15 protein-coding genes are annotated in these 14960 nt (G+C 53.0%); 12 read left to right on the top strand and 3 right to left on the bottom strand.

Annotated elements, in window-relative coordinates:
* The first annotated feature begins 63 nt into the window (after window positions 1-63).
* The 4 genes from NNN64_RS07475 (at window position 64) to ubiA (ending at window position 4011) form a co-directional block, all read left to right on the top strand.
* Window positions 64-1386 carry a maltoporin gene (locus tag NNN64_RS07475; protein WP_271440975.1) on the top strand — a complete coding sequence of 441 codons (1323 nt, stop codon included), beginning with the start codon at window positions 64-66 and terminating at the stop codon, window positions 1384-1386.
* 113 nt (window positions 1387-1499) lie between these two features.
* Window positions 1500-2447: a maltose operon protein MalM gene (gene malM, locus NNN64_RS07470; protein WP_137381187.1), complete on the top strand. Its 948-nt coding sequence runs from the start codon at window positions 1500-1502 to the stop codon at window positions 2445-2447.
* 180 nt (window positions 2448-2627) lie between these two features.
* Window positions 2628-3125 (top strand): chorismate lyase, encoded by a 498-nt coding sequence (ubiC, locus tag NNN64_RS07465; protein WP_005132668.1) that lies wholly within the window; start codon window positions 2628-2630, stop codon window positions 3123-3125.
* A 13-nt stretch (window positions 3126-3138) separates the two neighbouring features.
* Complete coding sequence (gene ubiA, locus NNN64_RS07460; RefSeq protein ID WP_137381186.1) at window positions 3139-4011, top strand: 4-hydroxybenzoate octaprenyltransferase; 873 nt, start codon at window positions 3139-3141, stop codon at window positions 4009-4011.
* A 58-nt stretch (window positions 4012-4069) separates the two neighbouring features.
* On the opposite strand, the gene plsB is transcribed toward ubiA, so the two are convergent.
* Window positions 4070-6490 (bottom strand): glycerol-3-phosphate 1-O-acyltransferase PlsB, encoded by a 2421-nt coding sequence (gene plsB, locus NNN64_RS07455; RefSeq protein ID WP_188232235.1) that lies wholly within the window; start codon window positions 6488-6490, stop codon window positions 4070-4072.
* A gap of 171 nt (window positions 6491-6661) precedes the next feature.
* On the opposite strand from plsB, the gene NNN64_RS07450 reads away from it, so the two are divergent.
* The 4 genes from NNN64_RS07450 to NNN64_RS07435 all read left to right on the top strand — a co-directional run bounded on the left by NNN64_RS07450 (window position 6662) and on the right by NNN64_RS07435 (window position 9535).
* Window positions 6662-7030: a diacylglycerol kinase gene (locus NNN64_RS07450; RefSeq protein WP_003031701.1), complete on the top strand. Its 369-nt coding sequence runs from the start codon at window positions 6662-6664 to the stop codon at window positions 7028-7030.
* 109 nt (window positions 7031-7139) lie between these two features.
* The gene (lexA, locus tag NNN64_RS07445) at window positions 7140-7748 is read left to right on the top strand and encodes a transcriptional repressor LexA (RefSeq protein WP_103777801.1); all 609 of its coding nucleotides are present in this window, start codon (window positions 7140-7142) and stop codon (window positions 7746-7748) included.
* 121 nt (window positions 7749-7869) lie between these two features.
* Window positions 7870-9189, top strand: coding sequence for an MATE family efflux transporter DinF (gene dinF, locus NNN64_RS07440; RefSeq protein WP_271440974.1), 1320 nt, complete (start codon window positions 7870-7872; stop codon window positions 9187-9189).
* Between the two features lie 136 nt (window positions 9190-9325).
* Entirely contained in the window at window positions 9326-9535 is a 210-nt protein-coding gene (locus NNN64_RS07435) for a CsbD family protein (RefSeq protein WP_005132658.1), read from the top strand.
* A gap of 44 nt (window positions 9536-9579) precedes the next feature.
* On the opposite strand, the gene zur is transcribed toward NNN64_RS07435, so the two are convergent.
* Window positions 9580-10098, bottom strand: a complete 519-nt coding sequence (gene zur / locus NNN64_RS07430; RefSeq protein ID WP_137381183.1) for a zinc uptake transcriptional repressor Zur — start codon at window positions 10096-10098, stop codon at window positions 9580-9582.
* Between the two features lie 115 nt (window positions 10099-10213).
* On the opposite strand from zur, the gene NNN64_RS07425 reads away from it, so the two are divergent.
* The 3 genes from NNN64_RS07425 (at window position 10214) to pspG (ending at window position 12183) form a co-directional block, all read left to right on the top strand.
* Window positions 10214-10702, top strand: a complete 489-nt coding sequence (locus NNN64_RS07425) for a cupin domain-containing protein (protein ID WP_048213928.1) — start codon at window positions 10214-10216, stop codon at window positions 10700-10702.
* Window positions 10703-10808: 106 nt separating this feature from the next.
* Complete coding sequence (gene dusA, locus NNN64_RS07420) at window positions 10809-11807, top strand: tRNA dihydrouridine(20/20a) synthase DusA (protein ID WP_137381181.1); 999 nt, start codon at window positions 10809-10811, stop codon at window positions 11805-11807.
* A gap of 133 nt (window positions 11808-11940) precedes the next feature.
* Entirely contained in the window at window positions 11941-12183 is a 243-nt protein-coding gene (gene pspG / locus NNN64_RS07415; protein WP_048213926.1) for an envelope stress response protein PspG, read from the top strand.
* Between the two features lie 228 nt (window positions 12184-12411).
* On the opposite strand, the gene NNN64_RS07410 is transcribed toward pspG, so the two are convergent.
* Entirely contained in the window at window positions 12412-13395 is a 984-nt protein-coding gene (locus NNN64_RS07410; protein ID WP_271440973.1) for a quinone oxidoreductase, read from the bottom strand.
* Window positions 13396-13456: 61 nt separating this feature from the next.
* Between NNN64_RS07410 and dnaB the strand changes: the two genes are divergently transcribed.
* Window positions 13457-14872, top strand: a complete 1416-nt coding sequence (dnaB, locus tag NNN64_RS07405) for a replicative DNA helicase (protein ID WP_137381179.1) — start codon at window positions 13457-13459, stop codon at window positions 14870-14872.
* The last annotated feature ends 88 nt before the right edge of the window (window positions 14873-14960 follow it).

The raw sequence follows: 14960 nt of genomic DNA, 5'->3' as shown, positions 1-14960 counted from the left end.
CCATTCGTAGTTGCAGAAGGTGGCAGCGTTTAAAGAAAAGCAATGATCTCAGGAGATAGAACGATGATTACTCTGCGCAAACTCCCTCTGGCGGTTGCTGTGGCAGCAGGCATTATGTCTGTTCAGGCAATGGCTGTAGATTTCCATGGTTATGCTCGTTCCGGTATCGGCTGGACGGGTAGCGGCGGTGAACAACAATGTTTCCAGGCGACCGGTGCCCAAAGTAAATACCGTCTCGGTAACGAATGTGAAACCTATGCCGAAATTAAGCTTGGCCAGGAAGTGTGGAAAGAGGGCGATAAGAGCTTCTACTTCGACACTAACGTTGCCTACTCTGTATCTCAGCAGAATGACTGGGAAGCGACCGATCCTGCTTTCCGTGAAGCCAACGTGCAGGGTAAAAACCTGATTGAATGGTTGCCGGGTTCCACCATCTGGGCCGGTAAGCGCTTCTATCAGCGTCATGACGTCCATATGATTGACTTCTACTACTGGGATATCTCTGGTCCTGGTGCCGGTATTGAAAACATCGATCTGGGCTTTGGTAAGCTGTCTCTGGCCGCAACCCGTTCTCAGGAAGCGGGCGGTTCTTACATTTTCACCAGCAACAATACCTATCACGACTTTAAAGATACTGCTAACGACGTATTCGACGTCCGTTTAGCACAAATGGAAATTAACCCGGACGGCATGCTGGAACTGGGTGTTGACTATGGTCGTGCAAATAAAACTGACGGCTACAGCTATGCTGATGGCGCAACGAAAGATGGTTGGATGTTCACTGCTGAACATACCCAGAGCATGCTGAAGGGCTATAACAAGTTTGTAGTCCAGTACGCAACCGACGCGATGACGACCCAAGGTAAAGGTATTCCGCAGGGGTCTTATACCGGTAATGACTACAACAAAGACACCGAAATCGGTGTAGTCAACGGTAATATCAATAACAATGGCAGTTTGGTACGTATTCTCGACCACGGTGCTATTTCTCTCGGCGAGCGTTGGGACCTGATGTACGTCGGTATGTATCAGGATATCGACCGTGATGATAATAACGGTACAACCTGGTACACCGTGGGTGTACGTCCGATGTTCAAATGGACGCCGATCATGAGCACCCTGATGGAAATCGGTTACGACAACGTTAAGTCTCAGAAAACTGATGACACCAACAATCAGTACAAAATCACCCTGGCGCAACAGTGGCAGGCAGGCGACAGCATCTGGTCTCGTCCGGCAATCCGTGTCTTCGCAACCTATGCGAAATGGGATGAAAAATGGGGTTATGACAACGGTATCGCTTACAAAGATACCAGTGCGAAAACCTACAGCCGTGGCGACAATGATGAGTGGTCCTTCGGTGCCCAGATGGAAATCTGGTGGTAATCCAGCATTAACCTGACGTAATGACCTAAAGAGGGGCGTAAGCCCCTCTTACTTACGGTTTAGCGCGCTATTGCCTGGCCACCGCTGAACCCATGCTATCTGAGGTGATAACAATGAAAATGAAGAAAAGTCTCGTTGCCCTTTGTTTATCGGCAGGGTTATTTGCCAGCGTTCCTGGAATCAGCCTGGCCGATGTGAATATCGTTCCGCAGGACACCGCCGCTGCACCGTCGATTCCGACGGCTGCATTGCAACAGCTGACCTGGACGCCAGTCGACCAATCGAAAACCCAGTCAACCCCGTTGGCAACAGCGGGACAGCGTCTGGACATTGCCGGTATTAGCGGCCCGGTTGCCGCCTATAGCGTACCGGCCAACATTGGTGAACTGACCCTGACGCTGAGCAGTGAAGTTAACAAACAAACCAGTGTATTTGCGCCAAACGTCTTAATTCTTGATCAGAACATGACGCCATCTGCGTTCTTCCCCAGCAGTTACTTTACCTACCAGGCTCCGGGTGTGATGAGTGCGGATCGCCTGGAAGGGGTGATGCGTCTGACGCCAGCGCTGGGACAGCAGAAGCTTTATGTTCTGGTCTTTACTACTGATAAAGATCTCCAACAGACCACCACGCTGCTTGACCCGGCGAAAGCGTATGCCAAGGGTGTGGGCAACGCTGTTCCGGATATTCCGGACCCGATTGCCCGCCATACTACCGATGGCCTGGTGAAGCTGCAGGTGAAAACCAACAGCACCTCCAGCGTGCTGGTTGGGCCGTTATTTGGTTCCTCTGGCCCGGGGCCGGTGACAGTGGGTAATACCGCAGCGCCTGCGGTGGCTTATGCGGCTCCGGCTGCCGCGGTAGCCGCGCCGGCACCGCAACCCGTGAAGAAAAGTGAACCGGTGCTGAATGACACTGAGAACTATTTTAACCAGGCGATTAAGGATGCCGTGGCGAAAGGTGATGTTGATAAAGCGCTGAAGCTGCTTGATGAAGCTGAACGTCTGGGATCCAAATCTGCCCGTTCCACCTTTATCAGCAGTGTAAAAGGCAAGGGGTAACCATCTCCCCACATTGTTGATTTTGCAACAACTGGTGCGTCTCCTGGCGCACCTTTTTTTATCCTTCGATGCTACTTGTTACACTTATGTTGCCCTACCGATCACTTAATCGTGTTTGCTCACCCCGCAAAGCCTTTTCTGCGATACAATGCCCTCAGGTTATGAATCGGAGAGTAAGGCATGCCACACCCCGCGTTAACGCAACTGCGTGCTCTGCGTTATTTTGATGCGATCCCGTCGCTTGACCCTCAATTGCTCGACTGGTTGTTACTGGAAGATTCCATGACCAAACGTTTTGAGCAGCAGGGAAAACAGGTCACCGTAACATTGATACGAGAAGGATTCGTTGGGCAAAATGAGGTCACTGAAGAGTTGACGCTGTTGCCGGCAGAATCCCGCTATTGGTTGCGGGAAATCCTGTTATGCGCGGATGGTGAGCCGTGGCTTGCCGGTCGGACTGTCGTGCCGGAATCTACCTTGTGCGGCCCCGAACTGGCTTTACAAAATCTGGGGAAAACCCCGCTCGGGCGCTATCTGTTTACATCATCGACATTGACCCGCGATTTTATTGAGATTGGCCGCGATGCAGCGCTGTGGGGACGCCGTTCCCGCCTGCGGCTGAGCGGTAAGCCGCTGATGCTTACCGAGCTTTTTTTGCCTGCATCGCCGTTGTACTGAGAGGAAGATAAAGATGGAGTGGAGTCTGACGCAGAATAAGCTGCTGGCGTTTCACCGCTTGATGCGTACGGATAAGCCAATTGGCGCCTTACTGCTGCTCTGGCCGACGCTGTGGGCGCTGTGGGTAGCGACCCCTGGCGTACCGCAATTGTGGATACTGGCGGTGTTTGTCGCCGGTGTGTGGCTGATGCGCGCTGCCGGATGCGTGGTGAATGATTATGCCGACAGGAAATTTGACGGACACGTCAAACGCACCGCAAACCGACCGCTGCCGAGCGGTGCAGTCACGGAGAAAGAGGCCCGAACGCTGTTTGTTGTGCTGGTGTTGCTCGCCTTCCTGCTGGTTCTGACTCTTAACACGATGACGATTTTGTTGTCCGTTGCCGCGTTAGCACTGGCGTGGGTTTATCCCTTCATGAAACGCTATACGCACCTGCCGCAGGTGGTGCTGGGGGCGGCGTTTGGCTGGTCTATTCCCATGGCGTTCGCTGCCGTCAGTGAATCTGTACCGCTGAGCTGTTGGTTGATGTTCCTCGCCAACATTCTCTGGGCGGTGGCGTATGACACCCAGTACGCGATGGTTGATCGTGATGACGATCTGAAGATTGGCATTAAATCGACCGCCATTCTGTTTGGTCAGAACGATAAGCTGATTATTGGCATTCTGCAGGTCGGTGTTTTGGCGCTGATGGCGACGGTGGGCTGGTTGAATGGGTTAGGACTGGGCTATTACTGGTCACTGCTGGTGGCGGGCGCGCTGTTTGTGTATCAGCAGAAACTGATTGTCGATCGTGAACGGGATGCCTGCTTTAAAGCGTTTATGAACAATAACTATGTGGGGCTGGTGCTGTTCTTAGGGCTGGCGATGAGCTACTGGCACCTTTGAGTTTGGCTTAGCCCGCAAAATAAAAACCGGTCATTTCATTTTGACCGGTTTTTTATGCTTACTCGCCCTGCGTTGCGCTTTCGATGGTCAGACGCACATCGGATGTGACCAGCTCGGCCAGCATCTGATAGATCTTCATCGTTTCTTCCGGTTCGGCATCACCGGTATCGCTGATGTAGCCCTCGTCACGCAGCGTCAGCACCAGAGAGCTGAACACGGCTTTATCGAAGAACTCAGGCGCGTTGATACCGTGCAGCACGGAAAGACGTTGCGCCACGGTGCGGCTCTCTTTCTCCAGTGTACTGCGGTTGATGGACGGGTTCGCACTCAGCAGCCAGAAGGTAATGGCATAGCGCTGTAGCGTTTCACGCGCGCCCGCAGCCAACAGCTGCAGCGTGCGAGAGTGAACCGGGTTGATATGCAGCTCATCGTTCTGCAGGGTTATCAGACCCTGACGCTGCATTTCGTTGGCCAGCTCGTCAATCACACCGGCAAGCTCATCGCGCTCCCAACGCAGGAACAGCTCTGCTTTCAGCATCGGGTACAGCGCTTCAATATGCTGCTGCAATGCAGCGCGTGAAATCCGACGGTGCTGAGTCACAATCGCGGCCATCAACGAAGGTAGCACCAGCATGTGCGCAATGTTGTTGCGGTAGTAGGTCATCAGTACCGCCTGCTCTCGCGGCAGAATGATGATGTCACCGATCGTGTCTTTCTCAACCTCAAACTTGTTCATCTGCAAGGCGTGGTCGATCAGTTCACTGGCGCTTTGTGTCGGCACTGTCGTATCCGAAGCATACGGCACATTGCGTAGCAGGCTCAGGTAGCAATCGAGCTGTTCGGTTAGCTGCTCGCGGGTCAGAGAACGCTGACGGGAAGCCAGTAACGCGGTACAACACAGGTTCATGGCGTTGGCCGCGCCCGCGTTGTTAATGCGTACCATCAGATCGGCAGCAATGTTATTCACCGTCGGCGTCAGCCAGGCCGGGCGAATAGACTCGATAGGATCGATAGATTCGCGCCACTCCGGCACATGCTGATTCAGGTAGGTCATCAATGGCATAGGTTCGCCAAAGTTAACGTAGCCCTGACCCAGATTACGTAGCTTGCTCAAACCGCGTAGCATTTGCGGCAGGCTCTCTTTCTCTTTGGTCGCGCCACGCAGCTCTTTGGCGTAAGTTCCCACTTCCATCACATGCTCATAGCCGATGTAAATCGGAACGAGGGTAATCGGACGCGTACCGCCACGCAGCATCGCCTGGATGGTCATCGACAGGGTGCCGGTTTTCGGGTCAAGCAGACGGCCGGTACGTGAGCGACCACCTTCGACAAAGTATTCAACCGAGTAACCACGGCTGAACAACTCGCCCAGATATTCGCGGAATACGGTGGAATAGAGCTTATTGCCTTTAAACGTACGACGAATAAAGAATGCGCCCAGACGGCGGAAAATCGGACCTGCCGGCCAGAAGTTCAGGTTGATCCCTGCAGCGATATGCGGTGGAACCAACCCCTGATGGTACAGAACATACGACAGCAGCATGTAATCCATATGGCTGCGGTGGCACGGTACATAGACGATTTCATGCCCGTCGTGCGCCAGTTGGCGTACGCGCTCGGCATTGTGAACGTTAATTCCCTGGTACAGACGGTTCCAGGTAAAGCCCAGGATACGGTCCGTCAGGCGGATCATCTCATAGGAGAAATTCGCGGCAATCTCTTCCATCAATGCGATAGCGTTTTGCTGCGCCTTTTCATGGGAGATTTTTTTGCTGCGTGCTTCATCTTCCACCGCGCGTGCGATGGCTTTTGAGGCCAGCAGTTTATTAAACAGATCCTGGCGGGCAGGAAGGCGAGGGCCAACCGCGGCTAAGCGCTGGCGGGCAAAGTGCATACGCGCCACGCGTGCCAGTTTCTGTGCGATGGTTTTATCTGTGCCGTGTTCGTCTGCCATGCGGCGCAGGGAGACGGAAGGTGAGAAGCGGACAAAACTGTCGCGCCCCAGCCAGGAGACGGCAAAGAATTTCTGCACGCCATTCAGCATGCGCAGTGGCGGGTTGACCTCGCCTTTCTCGCGCCCTGGGGCTCGGCCAAACATCACCGATACCGGCACCATCTGCACATCCAAATCGGGGTTGCTGCGATGCAGATCGAGATAGTTATGGAACAGCTTGATGGACTCTTCTTTTGGCGTGTAATAGGTGAATACACGCGGGCCGCCGTGTATAAACACGTAGCGCGGCAGCAAAGTCCCGTCTATCTCCAGCGGTTCCAGGGGATCGGGGAGGTCGTGCACCAGACATTGTGCACGCAGTGTCAGCAAGTCAGCTTTTGAGTTGTACGGTAATACGTACATAATGGGACGAGAGGTATCGAGTCCCAATTCCGGGGCGGGTTCCGCCGGGATAGACTTGCTTTTTACCAGGATGCTTAATGGTAAATTCAGTAATTTGTAGTAAATTCGTGGCCAGCCGGACATAAACGATGTAAAGCCTCTGGTTAATAATGCAAATGCGCTGCAAGGATATCAGAAAGTTTAGTGAATTTCTGTGGTATCCCGTCATACTTCGCGCAGCTTTGCTTATGCCCTGAAACAAACAGGGTAACGATACAATGATACTAACGCTAATAATGTAAAAAGGTTCTTTTGATGGCCAATAATACCACTGGATTCACCCGGATTATCAAAGCAGCAGGCTATTCCTGGAAAGGTTTCCGCGCCGCATGGATCAATGAGGCGGCATTCCGTCAGGAAAGCGTTGCCGTACTGTTGGGGGTAGCCATTGCCTGCTGGCTGGACGTTGACGCAATTACCCGCGTACTGCTGATTGGTTCGGTGATGCTGGTGATGATCGTTGAAATTCTGAACAGCGCCATTGAGGCGGTTGTCGACCGAGTTGGTTCTGAGTATCACGAGCTTTCTGGCCGGGCGAAAGATATGGGATCGGCTGCGGTATTGCTTTCTATTTTCGTCGCTCTGATCACCTGGGGCATCCTGTTGTGGTCGCATTTGCGATAAAGATTCCACAACTTCATAAATCTCCTGTTTTTTGTGCAGTTTGCGGTTCCAAATTCGCCTTTAGCTGTATATACTCACAGCATAACTGTATATACACCCAGGGGGCGGAATGAAAGCGTTAACGGCCAGGCAGCAAGAGGTGTTTGATCTCATTAGAGATCACATCAGCCAGACAGGTATGCCACCGACGCGTGCGGAGATCGCGCAGCGTTTGGGGTTCCGTTCCCCAAACGCGGCTGAAGAACACCTGAAAGCGCTGGCGCGGAAAGGTGTGCTGGAAATCGTTTCTGGCGCATCGCGTGGTATTCGTCTGCTGCAGGAAGAAGAGGAAGGCTTACCGCTTGTTGGTCGTGTCGCGGCCGGTGAGCCACTTCTGGCACAGCAGCACATAGAAGGCCATTACCAGGTTGACCCATCACTGTTCAAACCGAACGCCGATTTTCTGCTGCGCGTCAGCGGTATGTCGATGAAAGATATCGGGATTATGGATGGCGATTTACTGGCTGTGCATAAAACGCAGGACGTACGTAACGGCCAGGTTGTTGTTGCCCGTATTGATGATGAAGTCACGGTTAAGCGCCTGAAAAAGCAGGGCAACAAGGTTGAACTTCTGCCAGAAAACAGCGAGTTTAAGCCAATCATCGTTGATCTACGTGAGCAAAGCTTCACTATTGAAGGGTTGGCTGTCGGCGTGATTCGTAACGGTGAATGGCTGTAATGATCTGCTGATTTCCTGTAGGCCGGAAAGGGCGTTTATGTCGCTCTCCGGCAAGTTGCCCGATGACGTTTCGCTTGTCGGGCCTACAAAAACGCGTTAATTCCTTTTCAGGCTACCTTCCATGCCTTTCTTTACCTCCTCTGATAAAGCACTTTGGCACCTTGCCTTACCGATGATTTTCTCCAACATCACTGTTCCACTGCTGGGGCTGGTGGACACGGCGGTGATTGGTCATCTGGATAGCCCGGTTTATCTTGGCGGCGTTGCCGTTGGCGCAACAGCGACCAGTTTTCTCTTTATGCTGCTGCTGTTTTTACGCATGAGTACCACCGGTCTGACAGCCCAGGCGTTCGGCGCGAAAAATCCGCAGGCACTGGCACGCGCGCTGGTTCAGCCGCTGATGCTGGCGTTGGGCGCCGGATTGCTTATCGCACTGTTTCGTACACCGATTATCAGCCTGGCGTTACATATCGTGGGAGGTAGTGAAGCGGTGCTGGAGCAGGCCCGAAGGTTCCTGGAAATCCGCTGGCTCAGCGCGCCCGCCTCGCTGGCAAATCTGGTGCTGCTTGGCTGGCTGCTTGGCGTCCAGTATGCACGCGCGCCGGTTATCCTGCTGATTGTTGGCAATGTGCTTAACATCGCGCTCGATTTGTGGCTGGTGATGGGCCTGCATATGAACGTGCAGGGCGCGGCGCTGGCGACGGTGATTGCCGAATATGCCACTTTGCTGATCGGCCTGATGATGGTACGTAAAGTCCTGCATATACGCGGAATTTCGCTGGCGATGTTGAAGCTTGCGTGGCGCGGCAACTTCCGCCGTTTACTGGCGCTTAACCGCGACATCATGCTGCGCTCGTTGCTGCTGCAACTCTGTTTTGGCGCTATCACGGTGCTGGGCGCGCGTCTGGGGGGCGATATCATTGCGGTTAATGCCGTTCTGATGACCCTGCTGACGTTCACCGCCTACGCGCTGGACGGATTTGCCTATGCTGTAGAAGCGCACTCTGGCCAGGCCTATGGGGCACGCGATGGTAGCCAGTTGCTGGATGTCTGGCGGGCGGCTTGCCGGCAGTCGGGTATCGTGGCGATCCTGTTTTCCCTGGTCTATGCCCTGTTCGGCGAGCAGATCATTACGCTATTGACCTCATTGCCGCAGATCCAACTGCTGGCCGATCGCTATCTCATCTGGCAGGTGATTTTACCGCTGGTGGGCGTCTGGTGTTATCTGCTGGACGGGATGTTCATTGGCGCAACACGAGCCGCGGAAATGCGTAACAGCATGGCCGTTGCGGCCGCGGGTTTCGCGTTAACGCTACTGGCTTTACCGTGGCTTGGAAACCACGGCTTGTGGCTGGCGTTAACCGTTTTTCTCGCGCTGCGCGGGCTTTCACTGGCCTTCATCTGGCGACGTCACTGGCGTAATGGCACCTGGTTTGCCTGATGCTTATGGTTAAAAATTCTGAATAGTAAATAAAACCCAGAATCCCTGACTACACTTATTATCACGCCCAGCAAAAACAGCATGTATCCGGGCGCAGCACTCTCGCTATTCACAACCTAACGATGAGGACTTGATGATGAATAAAGACGAAGTCAGCGGTAACTGGAAACAGTTCAAAGGTAAAGTGAAAGAGCAATGGGGCAAACTGACCGATGATGATATGACGGTCATTGAAGGTAAACGCGACCAGCTGGTAGGTAAAGTCCAGGAACGATACGGGTACGCGAAAGATCAGGCGGAGAAAGAAGTTAAAGATTGGGAAAAACGCAACGATTACCGCTGGTAATTAACCCCTCCCTCCTGAGAGTACAAGGATGTACGCTCTTTTATTTACCGCCCGACTTTCTTCTTCACCTGAATGGTATGGTCATGCTGGCAATCGCCAGGATGGCGGCATGATTCCACTTCCACACATGCCGGACACAGGCCGTGGGCTTCAATCACGTTATGGCGCAGAGCAAATCCCATTTTAGCTGCCAGCGTATGCATAATATCTTCCACGCCTTCCGCACACTCTTCTTTTACCACGCCACAGCGGTCACAAATAAACATTGCCGAGCTATGGGTTGGCTGATCGAACAGATGACAGAGCACATAGCTGTTGGTGGACTCCACTTTGTGCACAAAACCTTGTTCAAGCAGAAAATCAAGCGCACGATACACGGTAGGGGGTTTGGCCTGCGGCTCGGTTTCCCGCAGCAGATCAAGCAGATCATAGGCGCTGATCGCCCCTTCCTGCAGGCTCATCAGGCGCAGCACTTCGAGGCGTTGTGGCGTTAGTCGCACGTTACGTTGCACACAGAGTTTTTCAGCTTGAGCCAATAACTCCTGCGTGGTGGTTTTGTCCATTTGGCGCCTCGATTTGTGTGGAAGGTTAATCCCTTACTTTATCATGTTCTGCTTAAAACGCCGAGATCCACCGCTGTGTGCTATACCTGACGCATCGCAACACTGGAAAATTAACATGAAAAGACCCGATTGTATTCGCCACTGGCGTGAAGTTGAGGGGCCTGATGACTCCACCTATCCAGGCAGCGATGAGCTATTTTCTATTGGTGCGCCGTTGGCCCGCAGGTTGGGGTTAGGGCGATTAGGCATTCATCACGAACGTCTACCGCCGGGGCGTCGTACTTCTTATCCACACGCTGAAAGCGATGAAGAAGAGTTTATCTACGTGCTGGAAGGCTACCCGGAAGCCTGGATAAATGGTTACTTATGGAAGCTGGAACCCGGCGATAGCGTCGGTTTTCCGGCAGGAACCGGCGTGTGCCACACTTTTATCAACAACACCAGTGACGAGGTGCGGCTGCTGGTCGTCGGTGAGGCGAACAAGAAGCATAACCGTATCTACTATCCGCTCAATCCGGTCTATGCGGTCACACGTGAGGATCGCTGGGTTGACCATCCTCCACAGTTTTTTGGTCCACACGACGGAAAACCTGGGCGGAAATGACGATCTACGCGAACGAAGGGCGCTATCCACGACGATGTGGCTCACTATCGCAACGGTCTATGCTATAGTAGCGCCCCTTTTTTAACCGGATGCTTGAATATTCGCCATGCTGCCTGAATCTCAGTCTACCGCTTTTCCCGCTCATCGTTTTTCTATCGCGCCGATGCTCGACTGGACGGACAGACACTGCCGTTACTTTTTGCGCCTGCTGTCCCGCCAGACGTTGCTCTATACGGAGATGGTGACCACCGGGGCAATTATTCATGGCAAAGGCGATTACCTGGCGTATAGCGAAGAAGAACATCCGGTTGCACTTCAGCTAGGTGGGAGCGATCCGGCCGCGCTGGCCCAGTGCGCAAAGCTGGCTGAAGCACGAGGCTATGACGAGATTAACCTCAACGTCGGCTGCCCTTCCGATCGCGTACAAAACGGGATGTTTGGCGCTTGCCTGATGGGGAATGCGCAACTGGTCGCTGATTGTGTGAAGGCGATGCGCGATGTGGTGTCGATTCCGGTGACGGTGAAAACGCGTATTGGCATTGATGACCAGGACAGCTACGAATTCCTGTGTGACTTCATCAATACGGTTTCCGGTAAAGGTGAGTGTGAGATGTTTATCATCCACGCCCGCAAGGCCTGGCTGTCCGGGTTAAGCCCGAAAGAAAACCGTGAGATCCCGCCGCTGGATTATGACCGTGTTTATCAGTTGAAGCGTGATTTCCCGCACCTGACGATGTCGATTAACGGTGGAATTAAATCACTGGAAGAAGCAAAGACGCATCTGCAATATATGGACGGCGTAATGGTGGGTCGGGAAGCCTATCAAAACCCGGGGATTCTGGCATCGGTCGACCGTGAAATTTTTGCTGCGACTACTCCAGATGCTGACCCTGTCGCCGTGGTGCGCGCCATGTATCCCTATATTGAGCGGGAGCTGAGTCAGGGGACGTATCTGGGGCATGTGACCCGCCATATGCTCGGGTTGTTCCAGGGCATTCCAGGCGCACGTCAGTGGCGTCGTTATCTGAGTGAAAATGCGCATAAAGCCGGGGCTGATATTAACGTTCTGGAGCATGCGCTGAAACTGGTCGCAGATAAGCGTTAAGTTCTCACCAAAAGTTAGTCAATTTCACCACGCCCTGCGTTTTATCGCGGGGCATTTTCGTTATAAATCAATGCATTAATTTTGGCATGTTTCTTGTAATGCAATGGAGAGAACTTCATTTCGGGAGAGCGTCATGCTGGAACTACTTTTTGTGATTGGCTTTTTTATCATGCTGATGGTCACTGGCATATCACTGTTGGGCATCCTCGCCGCGCTGATGGTGGCGACGGCAGTCATGTTCCTCGGTGGGATGTTTGCGTTGATGATTAAACTGCTTCCCTGGCTGCTGCTGGCCGTCGCCGTGGTGTGGGTGATTAAGGCGATTAAAGCGCCAAAAGTCCCACAGTATCAGCGCAATAACCGCCGCTTTTACTAAGGTATTGAGCGGTGCGTCACAACCTGCAACATTGCCTTTAGAACCAAATAGGAATTGATTATCAAATCTGTCACTATTACGTGGTTAACGAATTCATCGAGCTGTACCCTACATACAGCCGAACTAAAAAAAGAAAGGGCTTCCTGCGGGAAGCCCTAATTCTTTCTTTCCCCGTCATAATTCAAACCGCAGGTGTGTTGGCTGCTTGAATTATTTAAGAGGGAAGTCTCACGGGATCAGCAAACTCGAACCCTGCGTGACCCGGCTTTCCAGCACTTCATGGGCACGCCGTGCGTCGTGCAGCGCGAATGTCTGACCAGGCGCAACATCCACTTTAATCACCCCACTGGCAATCAACGAGAAAAGCTCATTGCTGGCTTCCGTTAATTCGTGGCGGTTGGTGATGTAACCCTGCAGAGAAGGGCGCGTGACATACAGCGAGCCTTTCTGATTCAGAATACCTAAGTTAACGCCGGTTACCGGCCCGGAGGCGTTGCCAAAGCTGACCATCAATCCCCGGCGTTGCAGGCAATCCAGTGAGGCTTCCCAGGTATCTTTCCCCACCGAGTCGTATACCACCCGTACTTTTTTACCACCGGTGATTTCCTTAACCCGTTCGACGATACTTTCTTCACGGTAGTTAATCACTTGCCATGCACCGGCCTGCTGCGCTATTTGCGCCTTCTGCGCATTGCCGACAGTACCAATCAGCTTCGCTCCCAGCGCTTTTGCCCACTGGCAGGCAATCAGCCCAACGCCGCCCGCTGCAGCATGGAACAAGAAGGGCTCATCGGGCTGGATTTCGTAGGTTTTACGTAACAGATAAAAAACGGTCAACCCTTTCAGAAATGAGGCCGCTGCCTGCTCAAAAGAGATGGCATTAGGCAGAATGGCGGCTTTATCGGCTGGCACGTTGTGCACTGAGCTGTACGCGCCAAGTGTTGACTGGGCATACACCACACGGTCGCCAACTTTAATGTGCGTCACTTTGCTGCCAACTTTACTGACCACGCCTGCGGCTTCTGTGCCCAGACCACTGGGTAACGAGGGAGGCGGATAAAGTCCACTGCGGATGTAGGTGTCGATGTAGTTGATGCCAATCGCTTTGTTCTCGACCTGGATTTCATGTTCCGCCGGGTCAACGGGCGTAAACTCCACAGCCTTCAGTACATCAGGGCCGCCGTGCTTGTGAAATTCAATACGTGTTGCCATGCTTCCTCCAGAAATGTGGTAATCTTTCGACCCAATCATTATCTCGGTAACTCCATTCACTATGGCAGGAAATAAACCCTTCAACAAACAACAGACTGATGCTCGTGAGCGCGATCTCCAGGTCGCCGGGCTGAAAGTACCGCCGCACTCGATTGAAGCGGAACAGTCGGTGTTGGGCGGTTTAATGCTGGATAACGAACGCTGGGACGATGTCGCCGAGCGCGTGGTTGCGGAGGACTTTTACACCCGCCCACATCGGCATATTTTCACCGAAATGCATCGCCTGCAGGAGATGGGAAAACCTATCGACCTGATTACGCTGGCAGAGTCGCTGGAAGTTCAGGGACAACTGGACAGCGTCGGCGGTTTTGCATACCTGGCTGAGTTATCTAAAAACACGCCAAGTGCGGCGAATATTAGCGCCTATGCTGATATCGTCCGCGAACGCGCCGTTGTTCGTGACATGATTTCGGTGGCCCATGAGATTGCGGAAGCGGGTTTCGATCCGCAAGGGCGCTCCAGTGAAGACCTGCTGGATCTCGCGGAATCCCGCGTCTTTAAAATTGCCGAAAGCCGCGCCAATAAAGACGAAGGCCCGAAAAATATTACCGATGTGCTCGACGCCACCGTCGCGCGTATTGAACAGTTGTTCCAGCAGCCGCACGACGGTGTCACCGGGGTGAATACCGGCTATGACGACCTCAACAAAAAGACCGCGGGTCTACAGCCGTCGGACTTGATTATTGTCGCGGCACGTCCGTCGATGGGTAAAACGACATTTGCGATGAACCTCGTCGAAAATGCGGCGATGTTGCAGGATAAGCCGGTTCTTATCTTCAGTCTCGAGATGCCCTCAGAACAGATCATGATGCGTTCTCTGGCCTCGCTTTCGCGCGTGGACCAGACCAAAATCCGTACCGGTCAACTGGATGATGAAGACTGGGCGCGGATTTCCGGAACAATGGGTATTTTGCTGGAGAAACGAAACATCTATATTGATGATTCCTCCGGTCTGACGCCAACGGAAGTGCGATCGCGCGCACGCCGTATCGCCCGTGAACACGGCGGTATCGGACTTATCATGATCGACTACCTGCAGCTGATGCGTGTACCGTCGCTTTCCGATAACCGTACGCTGGAAATTGCCGAAATTTCCCGCTCGCTGAAAGCGTTAGCGAAAGAACTGCATGTGCCGGTGGTGGCGCTGTCACAGCTTAACCGTTCTCTGGAACAACGTGCTGACAAGCGCCCGGTCAACTCAGATTTGCGTGAATCAGGCTCTATTGAGCAGGATGCCGACTTAATCATGTTTATCTATCGTGATGAGGTTTATCACGAAAACAGCGACCTGAAAGGGATCGCAGAAATCATTATTGGTAAGCAACGTAACGGCCCAATCGGTACGGTACGTCTGACGTTTAACGGACAGTGGTCGCGATTCGATAATTATGCGGGCCCACAATACGACGACGAATAAATCTCCGTCATCCTTCATGCTGCAGATGCGTTGGCTACGCCTGTTCACCCCGGTCACTTAGTTTACTAAGCTCCCGGGGATTCTCAGG

The organism is Citrobacter sp. Igbk 14, from assembly GCF_028069825.1.
Lineage (GTDB): Bacteria > Pseudomonadota > Gammaproteobacteria > Enterobacterales > Enterobacteriaceae > Citrobacter.
Note: the sequence above shows the minus strand (reverse complement) of the source record. Positions and strands in the feature narration are given on the sequence as shown.

What these genes read in the sequence shown, in the direction of transcription:
- NNN64_RS07475 (WP_271440975.1), top strand. Translation starts at nt 64, where the DNA reads ATGATTACTCTGCGCAAACTCCCTCTGGCGGTTGCTGTGGCAGCAGGC.
- malM (WP_137381187.1), top strand. Translation starts at nt 1,500, where the DNA reads ATGAAAATGAAGAAAAGTCTCGTTGCCCTTTGTTTATCGGCAGGGTTA.
- ubiC (WP_005132668.1), top strand. Translation starts at nt 2,628, where the DNA reads ATGCCACACCCCGCGTTAACGCAACTGCGTGCTCTGCGTTATTTTGAT.
- ubiA (WP_137381186.1), top strand. Translation starts at nt 3,139, where the DNA reads ATGGAGTGGAGTCTGACGCAGAATAAGCTGCTGGCGTTTCACCGCTTG.
- plsB (WP_188232235.1), bottom strand. Translation starts at nt 6,490, where the DNA reads ATGTCCGGCTGGCCACGAATTTACTACAAATTACTGAATTTACCATTA.
- NNN64_RS07450 (WP_003031701.1), top strand. Translation starts at nt 6,662, where the DNA reads ATGGCCAATAATACCACTGGATTCACCCGGATTATCAAAGCAGCAGGC.
- lexA (WP_103777801.1), top strand. Translation starts at nt 7,140, where the DNA reads ATGAAAGCGTTAACGGCCAGGCAGCAAGAGGTGTTTGATCTCATTAGA.
- dinF (WP_271440974.1), top strand. Translation starts at nt 7,870, where the DNA reads ATGCCTTTCTTTACCTCCTCTGATAAAGCACTTTGGCACCTTGCCTTA.
- NNN64_RS07435 (WP_005132658.1), top strand. Translation starts at nt 9,326, where the DNA reads ATGAATAAAGACGAAGTCAGCGGTAACTGGAAACAGTTCAAAGGTAAA.
- zur (WP_137381183.1), bottom strand. Translation starts at nt 10,098, where the DNA reads ATGGACAAAACCACCACGCAGGAGTTATTGGCTCAAGCTGAAAAACTC.
- NNN64_RS07425 (WP_048213928.1), top strand. Translation starts at nt 10,214, where the DNA reads ATGAAAAGACCCGATTGTATTCGCCACTGGCGTGAAGTTGAGGGGCCT.
- dusA (WP_137381181.1), top strand. Translation starts at nt 10,809, where the DNA reads ATGCTGCCTGAATCTCAGTCTACCGCTTTTCCCGCTCATCGTTTTTCT.
- pspG (WP_048213926.1), top strand. Translation starts at nt 11,941, where the DNA reads ATGCTGGAACTACTTTTTGTGATTGGCTTTTTTATCATGCTGATGGTC.
- NNN64_RS07410 (WP_271440973.1), bottom strand. Translation starts at nt 13,395, where the DNA reads ATGGCAACACGTATTGAATTTCACAAGCACGGCGGCCCTGATGTACTG.
- dnaB (WP_137381179.1), top strand. Translation starts at nt 13,457, where the DNA reads ATGGCAGGAAATAAACCCTTCAACAAACAACAGACTGATGCTCGTGAG.